This is a genomic window from Cellulomonas sp. C5510, from assembly GCF_019797765.1.
GTDB lineage: Bacteria > Actinomycetota > Actinomycetes > Actinomycetales > Cellulomonadaceae > Cellulomonas.
This window is the reverse complement of record NZ_CP081862.1, coordinates 63,987-81,990: the sequence shown is the minus strand read 5'-3', so window position 1 is coordinate 81,990 and position 18,004 is coordinate 63,987. Positions and strand designations below refer to the sequence as shown.

The following is an 18,004-nucleotide window of genomic DNA, read 5'->3' as shown; positions in this document are numbered from 1 at the left end:
GATGAGCGGCACCCCTGCACCCGCACCCGTCCCGCCGGCCGGCGACGACGTCGTGTCCGACGGCCTGGGTGCCGTCGACCGGCCCACGGTGTCGTTCGAGCTGTTCCCGCCGCGGAACCCCGACGCCGCCCCGCGGCTGTGGGAGACCGTCCGCCACCTCGCCGGCGCGCGGCCCGACTTCGTGTCGGTGACCTACGGGGCGTCGGGCAGCACCCGGCAGACCACGCGCGCGCTGGTGCGGCGCCTGCTCCGCGAGACGTCCCTGACCCCGATCGCGCACCTGACCTGCGTCGCGACGTCCCGCGACGAGCTGGAGCGGACGGTCGAGGAGTTCCTCGACGAGGGCGTGCGCGCGTTCCTGGCCCTGCGCGGCGACCCGCCCGCCGACGGGTCGTGGGCGCCGCACCCCGACGGGCTGCCGACCGCGAGCGCCCTGGTGGCGCTGCTGCGGGAGGTCGAGGCGCGGCGGTGCGCGTCCAGCCCGGCGCAGGCGGTCCGTGCCGCGACCCGGCCGCTGTCCGTCGCGGTCGCGGCGTTCCCGCGCGGCAACGCCGGGTCCGGAAGCACCCGCGAGCAGGACGTCGCGGCGCTGCTCGCCAAGCAGCAGGCCGGCGCGGACTTCGCGATCACCCAGGTGTTCTACGACGCCGAGTCGTACGCGGAGCTGGTCGCCCTGGCGCGGGACGCCGGCGTCACGATCCCGGTGGTCCCGGGGATCATCCCCACGACCGACCCCGCCCGGCTGCGGCGCGTGCAGCAGCTCACCGGCGTGGCCGTGCCCGCGTCCGTCCTCGAGGTGCTCGACGCCTTCGACCCGGACGACCCCGCGGAGGTCGCCCGGCGGCACCGGGCGGGCACGCGCCTCGGCGTGGACCTGGTCGCCCGGGTGCTCGACGGCGGCGCGCCCGGCGTCCACCTCTACACGTTCAACCAGCACGGCCCGGCGCTCGACCTGCTCGAGGGCGCGGGCCTGGGCGGCGACGCACCCCGGGCGCACAGCCGGGTCGCGACCGGCGCGCCCTCGACCCCGACCCCCGTCCCGACCACCTGAGGCGAGAGATGACCCACCTGACCCACCCGTTCCCCGCCGGCACCGTCCTGGGCTACCCCCGGATCGGGCCGCGCCGCGAGCTCAAGAAGGCCATCGAGGCGTTCTGGGCCGGCCGCACGACCGCCGACGAGCTGGAGGCGACCGCCGCCGGGCTGCGCCGCCGCACCCGCGAGCGGCTCGCGGGCCTCGGGCTCGACACCCGGCTGCCGGCCATCCCGAGCGCGTTCTCGTTCTACGACCACGTGCTCGACACCGCCGCGGTGCTCGGCGCCGTGCCGGAGCGGTTCGCGGACCTGCTCACCGCCGACGGCGGCCTGGACCTCGCGGGGTACTCGACGGTCGCGCGCGGCCGCGGCGCCGACCTGCCGCTCGAGATGACGAAGTGGTTCGACTCGAACTACCACTACCTGGTGCCGGAGATCGGCCCGACGACGGCGTTCCGCTACGCGGGTGACCGCCCGGTCCGCGAGCTCGCGGAGGGCCTCGAGGAGGGCGTCCTGACCCGGCCGGTCCTCGTCGGCCCGGTCACGTTCCTGGCGCTGTCGAAGCCGGCGGAGGGCTCCCCGGAGGACTTCCTGCCGATCGACCGGCTGCCGGACGTGCTGCCCGTCTACGCGGCGCTGCTGCGGGACCTCGCCGCGGCGGGGGCGACGTGGGTGCAGCTGGACGAGCCCGCGCTGGTGTCGGACTCGACGGGGGTGCCCGCGGACCGGCTGCTCGCCGCCGCGGCGGACGCGTACCGCGCCCTCGCCACGGACCTCCCCGCGTCCGAGCGCCCCGCCCTGCTCGTGGCGGCGCCCTACGGCGACCTCGGCGACGCGCTGCCCGTGCTCGCCGCGTCCGACGTCGACGGCCTCGCGCTCGACCTGGTGCGCGGCGCGGCCCCGGCGGGCGACGTCCCCGGGCTCGGGTCGAAGCTGCTGGTCGGCGGCGTGGTCGACGGGCACAACATCTGGCGCGCCGACCTCGACGCCGCGCTGGCGACGCTGGAGGGACTCGAGACGCTGGGCGCCGCGCAGGTCTCCGTCGCGACGTCCACCTCGCTGTTCCACGTGCCGCACGACGTCGACGACGAGCCGGCGCTCGACCCGACGCTGCGGTCCTGGCTGGCGTTCGCCGACCAGAAGGTCGGCGAGGTCGTCACGCTCGCGACCGGGCTGCGCGAGGGCCGTGAGGCCGTGCACGCCGAGCTGCTCGCCGCCGCTGACGCGCGCCGCAGCCGCGCCCAGGCGCCGGGCGTGGTGCGCCGCGACGTGCGGGACCGGCTCGCGGCGCTGCCGGAGGACGCGTTCCGCCGCGGCGACTTCGCGGAGCGGCAGGCCGCCCAGACCGCGCGCCTGCGCCTGCCCGTGCTGCCGACGACCACCATCGGCTCGTTCCCGCAGACGCCGGAGATCCGGGTGGCGCGCGCCGCGTCCGCCCGCGGGGAGCTGACGGCCGCGCAGTACGAGGACGCCATGCGGGCGGAGATCCGCCACGTCGTCGAGCTCCAGGAGCAGATCGGCCTGGACGTCCTCGTGCACGGCGAGGCCGAGCGGAACGACATGGTGCAGTACTTCGCCGAGAACCTCGACGGGTTCGCCGTCACGCAGAACGGCTGGGTGCAGTCGTACGGCTCCCGCTGCACGCGCCCGTCCGTCCTGTGGGGCGACGTCGCCCGCCCGGCGCCCATCACGGTGCCGTGGACGACGTACGCGCAGTCCCTGACCGCGAAGCCGGTCAAGGGCATGCTCACCGGGCCGGTCACGATCCTCGCGTGGTCGTTCGTGCGGGACGACCAGCCGCTGGCCGACACTGCGAACCAGGTGGCGCTGGCGCTGCGGGACGAGATCGCCGACCTGGAGGCCGCCGGCACCGCGGTCGTGCAGGTCGACGAGCCGGCGCTGCGGGAGCTGCTCCCCCTGCGGGCGGCGGACCACGCGGCGTACCTCGACTGGTCGGTGCGGTCGTTCCGCCTCGCCACGTCGGGCGTCCGCCCGGACACCCAGATCCACACCCACCTGTGCTACTCGGAGTTCGGCGAGGTCATCGGGGCGATCGACGGGCTCGACGCGGACGTCACGTCCATCGAGGCCGCGCGCTCGAAGATGGAGATCCTCGGGGACATCGCCGCGGAGGGCTACCCCCGCGGGATCGGCCCGGGCGTCTGGGACATCCACTCCCCGCGGGTGCCGAGCGAGGCCGAGGTCACCGAGCTGCTCACCGAGGCGGTCCGGGCGATCGACCCCGCGCAGCTCTGGGTGAACCCCGACTGCGGCCTCAAGACCCGGGGCTACGCCGAGGTCACGCCGTCGCTCGAGCACGTGCTGGCGGCCACCCGCGCTGTGCGCGCCGCGCTGTCCGTGCCGACGACGGCCTGATCCGCGGGCGCCCCCGCAGCACGGCGCCCCGGTCCCGTGACGGGACCGGGGCGCCGGTGTGCGGGCGTCAGGCGTCCGCGTGCTGGGCGTCGGCCGTGGCCTCGATGGTCGCCGGTGTCTCACCGGTCCGGACCTCGATGCGCCGCGGCTTGGCCTCCTCGGCCACCGGGATGGTCAGCGTCAGGACGCCGTCGGCGTACGACGCGTGGATGGCGTCCAGGTCGAGCCCGCGGCCGACCGTCAGCTGGCGGGCGTAGGTGCCGACCGGGCGCTCCTTGGCGAGCCACTGCACGCCGTCCTCCGTGCGTGCCGTGCGCTGCGCGCGGATGGTCAGGGTGCGGTCGTCCACGCTCACGTCGATCGAGCCCGGGTCGGCGCCCGGCAGGTCGACGTGCAGGACGTAGTGGTCACCGGCGCGGTACAGGTCCATCGGCATCGACGCCGCCGCGCGCTGCGAGCCGAGCACCTGGCCCATGAGCCGGTCCATCTCCTGGAACGGGTCGAATCGCGTAGCCACAGCCCGTCACCTCCTCGTCTCCGACGGGCCCCGGCCGGTCCGGGGCCATCGCGCTGCTCCGGCGGGCACACCCGCCGGAAGGGGCTACAGCTCCTGTTCTAGCACTCGGGCACCGGGAGTGCTAACCCTGTCGCGGCTCGTTCGCCAACAGATGAACTCCCAGGTCAGGGCACGGTCGGGAGGCGACCGGCCCCCTCGGTGGCCGCCGCCAGCGCAGACACGATCCGCACGTCGGCGTCCAGCCACGGCACCGTCAGCCACTCCCCGCGGCGCAGCCACCGGAGCTCGTCGTGCTCCACCAGCGGCTCCGGCTCGCCCGCGTCGACCCGTGCCAGCCACAGCCGCATCGTGTACCGGTCGGTCAGCCGCCAGCACCCCTCGTCCGGCCCGGCCAGCTCCGTCCCCAGCTCGACCGTCACGCCGAGCTCCTCGCGCAGCTCCCGGTGCAGCGCCGCCTCGGGCTCCTCGCCCGGCTCCACCTTGCCGCCCGGGAACTCCCAGCGCCCCGCCAGGCTCACGGGCGACCGGCGCCGGGCGGCCAGCAGCGCGCGCGGGTCGTCGAGGTCGTCGACGAGCGCCGCGGCGACGACGAGCACGGGCGGGGTCATGCGCCGATCCTGCCAGGCCCGGGTCGACGGACCCGCGGTGGCACGGACGTGGTCGGAGCCGCGGCTGCCCTCCGCGAGCCGGAGGTGCCCCCGATCACCCCACCAGCAGCAGGCCGCCGAGGCTGACGGCAGCGGCGACGACGGTCGACGCCGCGCCGAGCGCGAGGGGCCGTCCGCCGGTGCGGACCAGGCGCCCGACGTGGATCTGCGTGCCGAGGGCGGTCATCGCGGCGCCGAGCGCGAGGGTCGTCACGGGCTTCACCGCCGGCAGGACCGCGTCGGGGACGAGGCCGGCGGACCGCACCAGCACGGCCACGACGAACCCCGCGACGAACAGCGGGACGAGCGGCGCGCGACGGCCGGGTCCCGCGACGGCACCCCCGGCACGGCGGCGGACGACGCCGACACCGGCGACGAGCGGCGCGAGCAGCAGGACGCGCGCGAGCTTCGCGACCACGGCGACCGCGAGCGCGGCGGCGGACACGGTGCCCGCGGCGGCGACGACCTGGGCGACCTCGTGCACGGACATCCCGGCCCAGAGCCCTGCGGTGCGGTCGGTCAGCCCCAGCACGCCCGCGAGCAGCGGCAGCGCGACGATCGCGAGGCTCCCGTACACGGTGACCAGGGCGACGGCGGTCGCGACGTCCTCCTCGTCGGCATCGGCGACGGGGCTCATGCCCGCGACGGCAGCGGCACCGCAGATCGAGAAGCCGGTCGCCACCAGCAGGGTCAGGGCGCGGCCGACGCCGAGGCGCGGGCCGAGCCACAGCGTCGCGGAGAAGGTCGCCGCGACGGTGACGAGCAGGACCGCGACCTCGCGGGCGCCGAGGCCCAGCAGATCGCCCAGGGACAGCTGGAGGCCGAGCAGGACCACGCCGGCCCGCAGGAGGCGGCGGCTCGTCCAGGCGAGCCCGGGCTCGAGGGATGCCGGGACGGCACCCGCCGAACGGGCGACGGCGCCGAGGGCGATCGCGACGAGCAGGCCCGGCAGCACGGGGACGACCGTGGTCAGGCCGACGCAGAGCGCGGCGACGGCCACCGCCGCGGCGATCCCCGGCGCCAGGCGGCGTGCGGCGGCGAGGGACGAGGCGGGCGGGCCCCCGGTCGTCGCCGGGGACGCGGCGGCCCGGGGATCGGCGAGCGCGGGGCGGTCGGTGGGCTGCGGTCGGGTCACGCCTCCACGATCCGACCCCGGGCCGTCCCGCGGAACGTCGAGCTCGCTCGCACCCTCTAGCCTGAGGCTATGGATGATGCTCCGGCTGCGGGTCGCCGTGCGCCGCTGGGCGCGCTCGAGCTGCTCGACGCGGTCGACGCGCACGGCTCCCTCTCGGCCGCCGCCCGCGCCCTGGGCCTCGCCCAGCCGTCCGTCAGCACGGGACTGCGCCGCCTGGAGCGGCAGACGGGCCTGACGCTGCTCACCCGCTCCGCGTCCGGCACCCGGCTGACGCCCGCGGGGGTCGCGCTGCTCGCGCGCGCCCGCGACGTGCTCGCCGCCTCGGACGCCCTCGAGCGCGAGGTGGTGGCCCTGCGGACCGCGCAGCAGGGTCGCGTGCGGGTGGCGGCGAGCCTGAGCGTCGCGGAGTACCTGGTGCCCGGCTGGCTGGCGTCCCGGCCCGCGGGATCGCCCGTCGTCGACCTCGTCGTGGCCAACTCGAGGGACGTCATGGACGCGGTGCTGCACGGCCGCGCGGACCTCGGGTTCGTGGAGGGGCCGGACGTCGAGGACGGCCTGGAGGCGCGGGCGCTGGGCGAGGACGAGCTGGTCGTCGTCGTGGCACCCGGGCACCCCTGGGCGCGCCGACGTCGGCCGCTCACCGCGGAGGAGCTCGCGTCCGCGCCGCTGGCGGTGCGGGAGGCGGGCTCCGGGACCCGCGCCGTGCTGGAGCGGGCGCTGGCCGCCTCGGGGCACGCGCTCGCCGGGTCGCCCGCCCAGCTCGGGTCGACGTCCGCGGTGAAGAACGTCGTCCGAGGTGGCGGCCCCGCCGCGGTGCTGTCCCGGCTGACCGTCGCCGACGAGATCGCGCGCGGCGACCTGAGGGTCGTGCCCGTCGAGGGGGTCGACCTACGACGGACCCTGCGCGTCGTGTGGGCACGCTCCCGGCGGCCGTCGACCGCGGCGCGGGACCTCGCCGAGCACGTGCTCCGGGAGGCCCGCCGCCGGGCGGGCGCCTGACCCGGCCCGGCGCGGCGCGGAGGTCAGCGGATGCCGGCGGCGTGCGCCCAGGCCACCGCCTCGGCGCGCGTGGAGACGCCGATCTTGCGGTAGACCGACCGCACCTGGGACTTCACGGTGTTCCGGGTGACGAAGAGGCGGCGCGCGATGTCCTCGAGGGTCACGTCCTCGCTGAGCTCCGCGAGGACGACGCGCTCACGGGTGGTGAGCGGCTCGCCGAGGATGCTGATCGCCGTGGTGGGGGCGAGCTCGAGAGTGGCCATGATGACCTCCGGGTGAGGGACGAGTACCGGCTGCTGGGGGTTCCCGGCTGCCGACTCCCGGTTGATCGGCAAGTGTGGCGGTCGCGATCGCAGTTCGGTTCTCACCCGACGGCCCGGCGCGTCGGCGATGTACGTACGAACGGGTCATGTGATAGGACCGAAGTCCCAGGTCACTCGGCCGGGAAACGATTCCCACCCGGTCGGACCAGAACCACCCGAACGGCCTAGCGCCCCTCCTGGCCCCGTCTCAGTCCGTGATCGAGGCGGCGTACTCCTCGGCCGACAGCAGCGCCCCGGTGCCCGTGACGTCCACCCGGAACAGCCACCCCTCACCGTACGGGTCGGCGTTGACGACCGAGGGCTCGTCCACCGCCGCCTGGTTCACCTCGACCACGGTCCCGGACACGGGGGAGAACAGCTCCGACACCGACTTGGTGGACTCGACCTCGCCCACGACGGCGCCGGCCGCGATCTCGCTGCCGACCGTCGGCAGCTCCAGGTACACGATGTCGCCGAGCGCGTCCGCGGCGTTCTTCGTGATGCCGACCGTGGCCGGGGCCTCGCCGTCGATCCACTCGTGCTCGGCGGTGTACTGCAGGGTCGCGGGGACGTCGCTCATGGGTGCTCTCCGGGTCGGGTGTCGGGGACGGTGCGGGACGTGCGGGGGCCGGAGGTGCTCCGGCGGATGTGGTCAGGAGCGACGGTAGAACGGCAGCTCGACCACCCGGACGGGCTCGCGGCGCCCGCGGACGTCGACCGCCAGCTCGGTTCCGGGGGCCGAGACCTCCGGGGTGACGTACGCCATCGCGATGGGCGTGCCGAGGGTCGGCGACGGTGCGCCGGACGTCACCCGGCCGACCGTCGCGGCGCCCGGGTCGGTGCCGGTGAGGACCTCGTGGCCGTGGCGGGCGGCGCGGCGACCGAGGCCAATCAGCCCGACGAGCACCCGGGACGGCGTCGCGTGGGCGCGGGCGGCGAGCGCCTCGCGCCCGACGAACGGCAGCGGCTCGCCGTCCGGGGTCGTCTTGTCGAGGCGCACGACCCGCCCCAGCCCGGCGTCGTGCGGGGTCGTCGTGCGGTCCAGCTCGTTGCCGTACAGGGGCATGCCGGCCTCGAGCCGCAGACTGTCGCGGGCCGAGAGGCCGGCGGGCACCAGGCCGACGGGGCGCCCCGCCTCGAGCAGGTCCCGCCACAGGCCGGGCGCCGCGTCCGCCGGGACGAACAGCTCGAAGCCGTCCTCGCCGGTGTACCCGGTGCGCGCGACGAGCGCGGGCACGCCGTCGACCGTCGCCCGCACGGCGGCGTAGTACCGGACGTCGCGCACGGCTGCAGCCTCGTCCGGGTCCGCGACGAGCCCGGTGACGATCTCGGCCGCGCGCGGACCCTGCACCGCGACCAGCGCGGTCTCGAGGGTGCGGTCGGTCAGCGACGCGTCCGCGCCGGTGAGCCGTCCGGCGAGCTCGTCGCGCACGACGGCGACGTTGGCGGCGTTCGCGACGACGAGGAACGACTCGTCCGCGAGCCGGTAGACGATGAGGTCGTCGAGGATGCCGCCGTCCTCCGCCGTGATCATCGTGTAGCGCGCCCGGCCGACCGCGAGCCCGGAGATGTTCCCGACGAGTGCGCGGTCCAGGCCGGCACCCGCGCCCGGGCCGTCGACGTGGAGCTCGCCCATGTGCGACAGGTCGAACAGCCCCGCCGCGGTACGCACCGCCTGGTGCTCGGCGAGGTCACCGGCGTACCGCAGCGGCATCATCCAGCCGGCGAAGGGCGTCATGGTCGCGCCGAGCGCCTCGTGCTCCGCGTGCAGCGGCGACAGGACCGTGTCGCCGGCGGCGTCCGTGGCCGGGGCCTCCACCACGGGCAGGTCCGGCACGACGGGCGGGGTGGTCGGGTCGGTCACAGGGTCTCTCCCTCGGCGTAGGCCTCGACGGGCGGGCAGGAGCACACGAGGTTGCGGTCCCCGTGGGCGCCGTCGATCCGCCGGACCGGCGGCCAGTACTTGCCGGCGCGCAGGCTCGCGACCGGGTAGGCGGCGAGCTCGCGGCCGTACGGGTGCTCCCACGCGTCGGCGGTGACGGCCGCGGCGGTGTGCGGCGCGTTCCGCAGCGGGGAGTCCGCCACCGGCCAGCGCCCCGCGGCCACCGCGTCGATCTCCCCGCGGATCGCGACCAGGGCGTCGACGAACCGGTCGAGCTCGGCCAGGTCCTCGCTCTCGGTGGGCTCGACCATGAGGGTCCCCGCGACCGGGAACGACAGCGTGGGGGCGTGGAACCCGTAGTCCATCAGCCGCTTGGCGACGTCCTCGGCGGTCACACCGGTCTGCTTCGTGATGCCGCGCAGGTCGAGGATGCACTCGTGGGCGACCAGCCCGGCCGGCCCCGTGTACAGGACGGGGAAGTGCGGGGCGAGGCGCGAGGCGAGGTAGTTCGCGGACAGCACCGCGGTCTCGGTCGCCCGGCGCAGGCCGTCGCCGCCCATCAGCGCGACGTACGCCCACGAGATCGGCAGGATGCCCGCCGACCCGAACGGGGCGGCCGACACCGCGGGCGCCGACCCGCCCGCGAGCGCCGCGCCCTCCCCCAGCACCACGTCGGTGGCCGGGAGGTACGGCACCAGGTGCGCCGCGACGCCGATCGGGCCGACGCCCGGGCCGCCGCCGCCGTGCGGGATGCAGAACGTCTTGTGCAGGTTGAGGTGCGAGACGTCGCCGCCGAACTCGCCCGGCCGGGCCAGCCCGACGAGCGCGTTGAGGTTCGCCCCGTCGATGTAGACCTGGCCGCCGGCCTCGTGCACCAGGTCGCAGACCTCGCGCACGTCCTCCTCGTACACGCCGTGCGTCGAGGGGTACGTGATCATGATCGCGGCGACGCGCGGCCCGTGCTGCTCGAGCTTCGCCCGCAGGTCGTCGAGCTGCACCGAGCCGTCCTCGGCGGTCGCCACCACGACCACGCGCATGCCGGCCAGCGCGGCGGAGGCGGCGTTCGTGCCGTGCGCCGACGCCGGGATGAGGCAGACGTCGCGGACCGGGACGTCCTCCGGCGCGGCCCCGGCGGCCAGCGCCTCGCCGCGCCGGCCCTCGTGGTACCCGCGGATGGCCAGCAGCCCGGCGAACTCCCCCTGCGACCCGGCGTTCGGCTGCACCGAGACCGCCGCGTACCCGGTGATCTCCGCGAGCCAGCCGGCCAGGTCCCCGATGAGCTCCGCGTAGCCGGCGGCCTGCTCGGCCGGGACGAACGGGTGCAGGCCCGCGAACCCGGGCCAGGAGATGGCCTCCATCTCGACCGTCGCGTTGAGCTTCATCGTGCAGGAGCCCAGCGGGATCATCGTCCGGTCCAGGGCCAGGTCCTTGTCGGACAGCGCGCGCAGGTACCGGAGCATCGCGGTCTCCGAGCGGTACCGGTGGAACACCGGGTGCGTCAGGTACGCGGAGGTGCGGCGGAGCGCGCCGGGGATCGCGGGGTCCGCGTCGGGGGCCGCGGGGGTGCCGGGGGCGAGCGGGCCCGCGTCGGCGAACGCCGCGAGCACCTGCGCGACTTGCCGCTCGGTCGTCACCTCGTCGCAGGCCACCTGCACATGGTCGTCGTCGGCCGCCCAGACGTTGATGCCGCGGGCGGCGGCCGCCGCGACGACCGCGCGGGCGCGGCCCGGGACGACGGCGCGCACCGTGTCGAAGAACGCGGCGTGCTCCACCTCGACCCCGCCGGCGCGCAGGCCCGCGGCCAGCGACGCGGCGCGTGCGTGCACCCGCTCCGCGATCTCCCGCAGCCCGTCGGGGCCGTGGTGGACGGCGTACATCGACGCGACGATCGCCAGCAGCGCCTGCGCGGTGCAGATGTTGCTCGTCGCCTTCTCGCGGCGGATGTGCTGCTCACGGGTCTGCAGCGCGAGCCGGTACGCCGGTGCGCCGTCCGCGTCGACCGACACCCCGACCAGGCGGCCCGGCAGCGACCGCTCCAGGCCGGTGCGCACGGCCATGTACGCCGCGTGCGGCCCGCCGTAGAACAGCGGGACGCCGAACCGCTGCGCCGACCCGACCGCGATGTCCGCGCCGAGCTCCCCGGGCGGCGTCAGCAGGGTCAGGGACAGCAGGTCCGCGGCGACGGTCACGAGCGCGCCCGCGTCCTTGGCGGCGGCGACCAGCGGGGCGAGGTCGCGCACGGCGCCCGACGCGCCCGGGGCCTGCAGCACCAGGCCGACCAGCGCCTCGTCGCCCAGGTCCGGCAGGCCCGCGGTCAGGTCGGCGACCCGCACCGCCAGCCCGGCGGCCTGTGCCCGGCCCAGCGTCACGGCGAGCGTCTGCGGCAGGCAGTCGGCGTCCAGGAGGACGACGCCCGCGCGGCCCTTCGCCGCGCGGTGCATGAGCGCGACGGCCTCGGCCACCGCCGTCGCCTCGTCCAGCAGCGACGCGTTCGCGACGGGAAGCGCGGTGAGGTCCGAGACGACCGTCTGGAAGTTCAGCAGCGCCTCCAGCCGGCCCTGGGAGATCTCCGGCTGGTACGGCGTGTACGCGGTGTACCAGGCGGGGGACTCCAGCACGTTCCGGCGGATCACGGGCGGCGTCACCGTGTCGTGGTAGCCGAGCCCGATCATCTGCGTCAGGACGGTGTTCTTGTCCGCGATCGACCGCAGGGCGGCCAGCACCTCGGACTCGCCGCGGGCCTCCGGCAGCGCGAGCGGCCGCCCGGTGCGGATGCTCGCCGGGACTGCGGCGTCGACCAGCGCGTCCAGGCTCGGCCACCCGTCGCCGACGTGCCGGAGCATGGCGTCGGTGTCGGTGGGGCGCGGGCCGACGTGCCGGTCCGCGAAGCCGCGCGCGGCGTCCGTGACGGCGGGCACGGCGGGCGCGGCGTCCCGGGGGGCGGTGCGGACGTCGGTCGGGAGGGACTCGAGAGGGGTCACGCGGCTGCTCCGGGTCGGCGGGCGGGGACGGACGTGCGGGTGGCGCGGCCTCCCCGCTCTGTCATCCGCCGTCCCGCGCGCGGCGGGATCGGGCGACCTGAGAGTTTTGCCGGTCCGCCGTGCCCGTGAGGGCCGGGGCGCGCCGACTTGCACCGTCGGTGGACCGGCTGCGCGTCGGGGGACGCGCAGGGGCGGTCGCTTTCCAGAGTTGCCTCGCCACGGCGGTACGGGGGCCTGAGAGATTCCCGGGGAGGGTTGCTCCTTCGGCGCCTCGCGCGGCACCCGGGTCACCGGGCGCCTGCGGGAGGGCTCTCCCGCCGCGGTTCGAGCAGCGTGTTGAGTTGTGGGGTCAGCGTAACCGCGCGGCGCGCCGGCGTCGCCCCCCTCGTCCGGCGGCGGGACGTCAGCACGGCTCGTCACCGGCGGGTGCCACGCCGACCGACCGCACCACCGCGAGGCGGGCGATCGCACGCTCCAGGGCCCGGCACCGGCGGGCGTCCGCCCGGAACCGGATCACGACCGTGCCGGCGTCCCCGGCCGAGTACGCCGTGGTCAGGGCGTCGAAGTTCACCCCGCGCGTCGCGAACACGGCCGACAGCGCGGCGATCGTCCCGGTGCGGTGGTCCGCCACGACGTGGGCGGTCCACGGCGTCTCGTCGGGGTCGGAGGCGTCGGCTGCCACCCCGGCGGGCATCGTGCCGGGGGCGACGGCCGCGGCGCCGGGATCCGGGTCGGTCCCGGCGGGAGCGGCCGGGGCGGTCGCGTCGGGAGCGGCCCCGGTCTCCGCCGGCCCGGCGCCGTCCGGTCCCGTCGACGTCGCGGCGCGCGCCGCCTCCGCCCGCCAGCCCGCCACCGCCGCACCGATCCGCCCGGCGACGGCCGCGAGCCGCCGCTCCTCGTCGGGCGGAAGCTCGTCCAGCAGCACCCGCGTCCAGCCCTCCGGCCCGAGCACCACCGGCACGCCCAGCACGCCGTGCACCGGCCGGCCGGCCACGCTCACCTCGCCCGCCAGGTCCACCTGCCCGGCCACCACCGTCTCGCGGCCGTCGAGGATCGTGTCCACCAGGTCGACGGTCGCGGCGGCGGTGGCCGACGCCGTCTTCGCCCCGCTCTGGTGCGTCAGCCACGGCCGCGCGACGGCACGCAGGTCCGCCGGCCAGGTGTCCACGAGGGCGAACGCCCGACCCGCGTCGTGGGCGCCGACCACCGCGAGCTCCTGCTTCGCCGCCTCGATCTCCGCGCCGAACCCGTCGAGCGTCCGCCCGCCCCGGAGCCGCGCCACCGCCCGGCGGCGCTCCTCGACGTCGAGGCCGCTGATCCGCACGGTCGACCACAGCGGCACCAGGTCGTCCCCGTGCTGCCCGGCCACGAACCCTCCGACGCGGTGCCGTCGCACGCCCAGGGACACAGCCGTCTCCCGCCGGAACCGCAGGGTGTCCAACCACGCGCCCATCCCGATCACGCGGTGCCGCCCGAGCTCGCGCGCGACGACGGCGACCGCGAGCTCGACCGGGTTCGACACCACCACGACGACCTCGTGACCGGACCCGTACCGCGCGATGGCGCGCGCGTACGACTCGAAGACCGCGAGGTTCCCGGCCGCGAGCGCCGCCCGGTCGGTGCTCGCCCCCGCGCGCGCCGGCGCGGTGCGGCCCGCCGTGAGCACGACGACGTCCGCCACCACGTCCTCCGGGTCGAGCGCCACGTCGATCAGCGGGGCGTGCTCGTCGTAGGCGTCCACGAGGTCGGCGCGCAGCCCGTACGTCGCGCGCCCGGAGGCCCCGCCGTGACGGCCCACGAGCTGCAGCCGCGAGGTCGTCGGCAGCACCCGCCGCTCGATGAGCTGGGCGCAGACCTGCCGCCCCACGTCCCCCGTCGCTCCCAGCACCGCCACGTCCACGCGGCCGAGGCTAGGTCAGCGACGTGTCCGGCGCGTTGCGCGGCCCGTCCGGCCGCACTCCGCGGCCCCCGGGGCCGGCCCAGCGGCTCAGTCGAAGTCGAGCAGGTCGCCCAGCCACGACTCGCGGCGCTTCTTGCGACCGTACGGGTAGCGGGGGTCGCGACGGTCGTCGCGGTAGCGGGGGTCGCGACGGTCGTCGCGGTAGCGGTCGTCGTACCGCCGGTCGTCACCGTGGCCCGGGGGCGCGGGGGCGGGAGGGAACCCGCCGTACCCGGCCTCGGGGGGCAGAGGGACGGCGGGGGCCGGCGGAGCACCCGCAGGCACGCCGGCGGCGCGGTCGAGGATCTTGTCGAGCTCCCCGCGGTCCAGCCAGATGCCGCGGCACGACGGGCAGTAGTCGATCTCGACGCCCTGCCGCTCCGCCATCACCAGCTCCGCCCCGTCGGTGGGACACCTCATGTCGACCTCCTCGCCCGCGCCTGTCGGCGCACGTCCTGCCCGGGCAACGAACGGTCCCCGCGCCCGGTTCCGGCGACGCGCTCCCCTACAGCCGCGCCTGCCAGGCGACGACCCGGTCCACCGCCTCCGCGACGACCTCCGGCGCGGACGCGAACGACAGCCGCACCCAGTCGTGGCCGTCGATGCGGTCGAAGTCGGTGCCGGGCGTGAGCGCCACGCCCGCCTCGTCCAGCAGCCGCCGGCACCACTCGCGGGAGTCGAGCCCCGACGGGGAGATGTCGGCGTACACGTAGAACGCGCCGTCCGCCGGGGCGACGCGGGCCCAGCCGAGCTCGGGCAGGCGGTCCAGGACGGTGCGGCGGGACGCGGCGTACTGCGCGACGTTCGCGGTCGCCGCGGCGTACCCCTCGGGCGTGAACGCGGCGACGCCCGCGTGCTGCGCCAGCGCCGGCGGGCACAGCGCGACGTTGCCCGCGAGCGCGTCGACCGGCTGCACCAGGTCGTCCGGGAGCAGCAGCCACCCGAGCCGCCAGCCCGTCATGGCCCAGAACTTCGAGAACGAGTTCACCACCACCGCGCCGGTCCCCAGGGCGGTGGCCGCGGTCGGGGCGCCGGCCGGACCGGGCTCGGCGGCCGCCGCGTCCGGGTAGGTGATGCCGTGGTAGATCTCGTCGGACACCAGCCGCACGCCGTGGTCCGCGCACCAGCCGGCGAGCGCGTCGAGCGCCGCCCGGTCGACGAGCGTGCCGGTGGGGTTCGCCGGCCCCGCGACAACCAGGCCGTCGACCTGCTCCGGCAGCGCCTCGAGCTGCTCGACCGTCGGCTGGTACCGGGTCTCCGGCCCGCACGGCAGCTCGACCACCTCGCAGCCCAGCGAGGCGAGGATGTTGCTGTACGCCGGGTAGCCCGGGCGCGCGAGGGCCACGCGGTCGCCGACGTCGAACGCGGCGAGGAAGGCCAGCAGGAACCCGCCGGACGACCCCGTCGTGACGGCGACGCGCGCCGGGTCGACCTCGACGTCGTACCAGGAGCGGTAGTGGCCGGCGATCGCCGCGCGCAGCGCGGGCGAGCCCATGGCCTCCGTGTAGCCGAGGTCCCCGCCGGCGAGCAGCTGCACGGCCCGCTCCCGCACGACGTCCGACGCGCCGGCCGACGGCTCGCCCACGCAGAGGTTCAGCACGGACTGACCGGCGGCGCGGCGGGCGTTCGCGGCCGCGACGATGTCCATCACGGCGAACGGGGGCACGTGGGAGCGGGACGAGACCTTCACCCCGCCATCCTGCCCCCGAGGTGCTCGGGTGCACCGTTCGACGGGGCGCTCGACCCGCCGGCGGCCGCGGTCGCACCGCCCGGTCGCCTCGCCCGGTACGACGCCGGCGAGACCGGGGGCTCAGGCCCGGGCGGCGTCCCGCTCGTCCAGCGCCGCCCGGACCGCGTCGACCACGCCGTCGGCCGCCGCCTCGATCTCGTCGAGGCAGTGCTCGAACTCCTGCGGCCCGCCGTACCAGGGGTCGTCGACGTCCAGGGCGTGCTCGTCGCGCACGTCCCGGACCGCCGGGGCCGCCGGGTCGAACGTCCGGAACATCACCACGCGCGACGCGGCCTCGTCGTCCGGGGCGAGCCGCCGCAGCGCCCGCGCGTGCGACGCCGTCATGGCGAGCACCAGGTCGCGCTCGGCCAGGTCGGAGCCGCGCACCTGCCGCGCCTGCCGCGCCGGGACCGGGTACCCCCGGGCCGCGAGCGCGGCACGGGCCCGGCGGTCGATCGGGTTGCCGTGCTCCTCGTCGCTCACCCCTGTGGAGTCGACGACCACCCGGTCGCCCAGCCCCGCGGCCTCCAGCCGGTCGCGCAGCACCACCTCGGCCATCGGCGACCGGCAGATGTTGCCGGTGCACACGGTCATCGCGCGGTAGCGCCCGCCGTCCGTCACGTCGCGTCCTCCTGTCGTCGCCGGTGCAGCAGCACGCCCGTGCCGCCCTCGAACTCGATGCCCGCGTACGTCGCGGCCCGGCCCGCCTCGGTGAACCCGTGCCGGGCGTGCAGCGCCAGCGACGGGGTGTTGCGCGCGTTCACCACGCTGCGGACGTCGCCGTCGGCGCGCTCGAGCAGCGCCGCGAGCAGCCGGGTGCCCGCGCCGGTGCGCCGGCGGTCCGGGTGCACGGTGAGCGCCGAGACGTAGAGGCCGTCCGGGACGTCGTCGTGCCCGTCCCAGCGTGCCAGCATCGCCCAGCCCACGACGGCTCCCTCCCGCTCGGCGACGAGCAGGTGCCGCGCCCGGTCGGCGGACCAGCCGGCGACCCGTGCCGCGAAGCCGTCGGGCAGGGGCCCGCGGGTGGCGGCCACGAGGGCGATCCCCCCGGCGTCGGCGGCCCGGCCGGCGCGCACGGCGACGGCCGGGTCCGGGCGGCCGTGGGCGTCGGGCGCGGCGACGGCGAACAGGGGCACGCCGCCATCGTCGCACCCCCGGCGTCGACGGTACAGCGATCCGTGTACTGTCGGCCTCGTGGAGACGGTCACCCTCACGCACACCGCGGCGCTCGCCCGGCTGGGGCACGCCCTGTCGGACGAGACGCGGACGCGGGTCCTGCTCGCCCTGCGGGAGGCACCCGCCTGCCCGTCGGACCTCGCGGAGGCCCTCGGCGTCTCCCGGCAGGTCATGTCCAACCAGCTCGCCTGCCTGCGGGGGTGCGGCCTCGTCGACGCCGTCCGCGACGGTCGCCGCACCTGGTACCGGCTCGCGGACGCCGGCCTGGGGCCCGCGCTCGGCGACCTGCTCACGCTGGTGCTCGCCGTGGACCCGGCCTGCTGCGGCCCCGACTGCGCGTGCGCATGAGCACCGCACCCCTCCCCGACGACGCCGCCCGGCCGACCGCACCCGGCGCATCTCGCGCATCCGGCGCATCTCGCGCATCCGGCGCATCTCGCGCATCCGGCGCATCTCGCGCATCCGGCGCATCCGGCGCATCCGATGCATCCGATGCATCCGATGCATCCGATGCATCCGGCAGGCTCGACGCACCCGCCGCACCCGGCGCGCTCGACGCGCCTGAAGCGCTCGACGCGAACGCCGCACCCGCCGCGCACGGCCGCGCCCCCGGACCCGCCCGCGCGGCCGTGCTGCGCCGCCGGATCCGCCTCGTCGTCGCCGTGACCATCGCCTACAACGTCGTCGAGGCGGTCGTCGCGCTGACCGCGGGCAGCGTCGCGTCGTCGTCCGCCCTCGTGGCCTTCGGGCTCGACTCCGTCGTCGAGGTGCTGTCGGCCGCCGCGGTGGCCTGGCAGTTCGCCGCACCCGACCCGGAGGTGCGCGAGCGGACCGCGATGCGGCTCATCGCCCTGTCGTTCCTCGGGCTGGCCGCGTTCGTGACGGTCGACGCCCTGCGCACGCTGCTCGGCGGCGCGGAGCCGGAGCGCTCCGCCGTCGGCCTGGCGCTCGCCGCGGTCAGCCTCGCCGTGATGCCCGGCCTGTCCTGGTTCGAGCGCCGCACGGGCCGGGAGCTCGGCTCGGCGTCCGCGGTCGCCGACTCCCACCAGACGCTCATCTGCTCGTACCTCTCGGCCGCCCTGCTCGCCGGGCTGCTGCTGCACACAGCGCTCGGCTGGTGGTGGGCCGACCCGGTCGCGGCGCTGGTCATCGCGGCCTTCGCGGCCCGGGAGGGGGTCGAGGCCTGGCACGGCGACGCGTGCGGGACGCCGATCGCGGAGCTCGTCGGCGGGGAGCGGGCACCCGGCGCCCCCGGTCGCTGACGACCCCGATGCCGGCCGTGGTTC

The 18,004-nt window shown here is 76.7% G+C and carries 17 protein-coding genes and 1 riboswitch; of the genes, 5 read left to right on the top strand and 12 right to left on the bottom strand.

Going from position 1 to position 18,004, the window contains the following annotated elements; translation table 11 throughout:
* Position 1: 1 nt before the first annotated feature.
* Both K5O09_RS00370 and metE read left to right on the top strand, forming a co-directional pair.
* A complete protein-coding gene (locus K5O09_RS00370; protein ID WP_222170944.1) occupies positions 2-1,051 on the top strand; it encodes a methylenetetrahydrofolate reductase in 1,050 nt (349 codons plus the stop codon).
* Positions 1,052-1,059: 8 nt separating this feature from the next.
* On the top strand, positions 1,060-3,411 hold the full coding sequence (metE, locus tag K5O09_RS00365; protein ID WP_222170943.1) for a 5-methyltetrahydropteroyltriglutamate--homocysteine S-methyltransferase: 2,352 nt from the start codon (positions 1,060-1,062) through the stop codon (positions 3,409-3,411).
* Positions 3,412-3,478: 67 nt separating this feature from the next.
* On the opposite strand, the gene K5O09_RS00360 is transcribed toward metE, so the two are convergent.
* The 3 genes from K5O09_RS00360 to K5O09_RS00350 all read right to left on the bottom strand — a co-directional run bounded on the left by K5O09_RS00360 (position 3,479) and on the right by K5O09_RS00350 (position 5,710).
* Entirely contained in the window at positions 3,479-3,928 is a 450-nt protein-coding gene (locus tag K5O09_RS00360; protein WP_222170942.1) for an Hsp20/alpha crystallin family protein, read from the bottom strand.
* Positions 3,929-4,092: 164 nt separating this feature from the next.
* Positions 4,093-4,536: a (deoxy)nucleoside triphosphate pyrophosphohydrolase gene (locus K5O09_RS00355; RefSeq protein ID WP_222170941.1), complete on the bottom strand. Its 444-nt coding sequence runs from the start codon at positions 4,534-4,536 to the stop codon at positions 4,093-4,095.
* 94 nt (positions 4,537-4,630) lie between these two features.
* Complete coding sequence (locus K5O09_RS00350) at positions 4,631-5,710, bottom strand: YeiH family protein (RefSeq protein WP_255595921.1); 1,080 nt, start codon at positions 5,708-5,710, stop codon at positions 4,631-4,633.
* A 69-nt stretch (positions 5,711-5,779) separates the two neighbouring features.
* Between K5O09_RS00350 and K5O09_RS00345 the strand changes: the two genes are divergently transcribed.
* A complete protein-coding gene (locus tag K5O09_RS00345) occupies positions 5,780-6,709 on the top strand; it encodes a LysR family transcriptional regulator (protein WP_222170940.1) in 930 nt (309 codons plus the stop codon).
* Positions 6,710-6,732: 23 nt separating this feature from the next.
* Here the strand turns inward: K5O09_RS00345 and K5O09_RS00340 are convergent, their stop codons facing one another.
* The 9 genes from K5O09_RS00340 to K5O09_RS00300 all read right to left on the bottom strand — a co-directional run bounded on the left by K5O09_RS00340 (position 6,733) and on the right by K5O09_RS00300 (position 16,678).
* Positions 6,733-6,972, bottom strand: a complete 240-nt coding sequence (locus K5O09_RS00340) for a helix-turn-helix transcriptional regulator (protein ID WP_222170939.1) — start codon at positions 6,970-6,972, stop codon at positions 6,733-6,735.
* A gap of 247 nt (positions 6,973-7,219) precedes the next feature.
* Entirely contained in the window at positions 7,220-7,591 is a 372-nt protein-coding gene (gcvH, locus tag K5O09_RS00335) for a glycine cleavage system protein GcvH (protein WP_222170938.1), read from the bottom strand.
* 72 nt (positions 7,592-7,663) lie between these two features.
* The gene (gene gcvT, locus K5O09_RS00330) at positions 7,664-8,848 is read right to left on the bottom strand and encodes a glycine cleavage system aminomethyltransferase GcvT (RefSeq protein WP_370635565.1); all 1,185 of its coding nucleotides are present in this window, start codon (positions 8,846-8,848) and stop codon (positions 7,664-7,666) included.
* Between the two features lie 23 nt (positions 8,849-8,871).
* On the bottom strand, positions 8,872-11,874 hold the full coding sequence (gcvP, locus tag K5O09_RS00325) for an aminomethyl-transferring glycine dehydrogenase (RefSeq protein ID WP_222170937.1): 3,003 nt from the start codon (positions 11,872-11,874) through the stop codon (positions 8,872-8,874).
* A 212-nt stretch (positions 11,875-12,086) separates the two neighbouring features.
* Positions 12,087-12,201, bottom strand: a riboswitch (glycine riboswitch).
* Positions 12,202-12,277: 76 nt separating this feature from the next.
* Positions 12,278-13,774: a lactate dehydrogenase gene (locus K5O09_RS00320; protein WP_222170936.1), complete on the bottom strand. Its 1,497-nt coding sequence runs from the start codon at positions 13,772-13,774 to the stop codon at positions 12,278-12,280.
* Between the two features lie 87 nt (positions 13,775-13,861).
* Complete coding sequence (locus K5O09_RS00315; protein ID WP_222170935.1) at positions 13,862-14,233, bottom strand: zf-TFIIB domain-containing protein; 372 nt, start codon at positions 14,231-14,233, stop codon at positions 13,862-13,864.
* Positions 14,234-14,318: 85 nt separating this feature from the next.
* Positions 14,319-15,503, bottom strand: coding sequence for a pyridoxal phosphate-dependent aminotransferase (locus K5O09_RS00310; RefSeq protein ID WP_222170934.1), 1,185 nt, complete (start codon positions 15,501-15,503; stop codon positions 14,319-14,321).
* A 120-nt stretch (positions 15,504-15,623) separates the two neighbouring features.
* On the bottom strand, positions 15,624-16,136 hold the full coding sequence (locus tag K5O09_RS00305; protein WP_222172481.1) for a low molecular weight protein-tyrosine-phosphatase: 513 nt from the start codon (positions 16,134-16,136) through the stop codon (positions 15,624-15,626).
* A 23-nt stretch (positions 16,137-16,159) separates the two neighbouring features.
* Complete coding sequence (locus K5O09_RS00300; protein ID WP_222170933.1) at positions 16,160-16,678, bottom strand: GNAT family N-acetyltransferase; 519 nt, start codon at positions 16,676-16,678, stop codon at positions 16,160-16,162.
* A gap of 58 nt (positions 16,679-16,736) precedes the next feature.
* On the opposite strand from K5O09_RS00300, the gene K5O09_RS00295 reads away from it, so the two are divergent.
* Together K5O09_RS00295 and K5O09_RS00290 are read left to right on the top strand one after the other, a co-directional pair.
* Positions 16,737-17,066, top strand: a complete 330-nt coding sequence (locus K5O09_RS00295) for a helix-turn-helix transcriptional regulator (RefSeq protein ID WP_222170932.1) — start codon at positions 16,737-16,739, stop codon at positions 17,064-17,066.
* Between the two features lie 281 nt (positions 17,067-17,347).
* Positions 17,348-17,980: a cation transporter gene (locus K5O09_RS00290; RefSeq protein ID WP_255596427.1), complete on the top strand. Its 633-nt coding sequence runs from the start codon at positions 17,348-17,350 to the stop codon at positions 17,978-17,980.
* Positions 17,981-18,004 lie beyond the last annotated feature (24 nt).

Bases quoted from the DNA above. Each gene is read 5' to 3' on its own strand.
- K5O09_RS00370 (WP_222170944.1), top strand. From the start codon at position 2: ATGAGCGGCACCCCTGCACCCGCACCCGTCCCGCCGGCCGGCGACGAC.
- metE (WP_222170943.1), top strand. From the start codon at position 1,060: ATGACCCACCTGACCCACCCGTTCCCCGCCGGCACCGTCCTGGGCTAC.
- K5O09_RS00355 (WP_222170941.1), bottom strand. From the start codon at position 4,536: ATGACCCCGCCCGTGCTCGTCGTCGCCGCGGCGCTCGTCGACGACCTC.
- K5O09_RS00345 (WP_222170940.1), top strand. From the start codon at position 5,780: ATGGATGATGCTCCGGCTGCGGGTCGCCGTGCGCCGCTGGGCGCGCTC.
- K5O09_RS00340 (WP_222170939.1), bottom strand. From the start codon at position 6,972: ATGGCCACTCTCGAGCTCGCCCCCACCACGGCGATCAGCATCCTCGGC.
- gcvH (WP_222170938.1), bottom strand. From the start codon at position 7,591: ATGAGCGACGTCCCCGCGACCCTGCAGTACACCGCCGAGCACGAGTGG.
- K5O09_RS00315 (WP_222170935.1), bottom strand. From the start codon at position 14,233: ATGAGGTGTCCCACCGACGGGGCGGAGCTGGTGATGGCGGAGCGGCAG.
- K5O09_RS00305 (WP_222172481.1), bottom strand. From the start codon at position 16,136: ATGACCGTGTGCACCGGCAACATCTGCCGGTCGCCGATGGCCGAGGTG.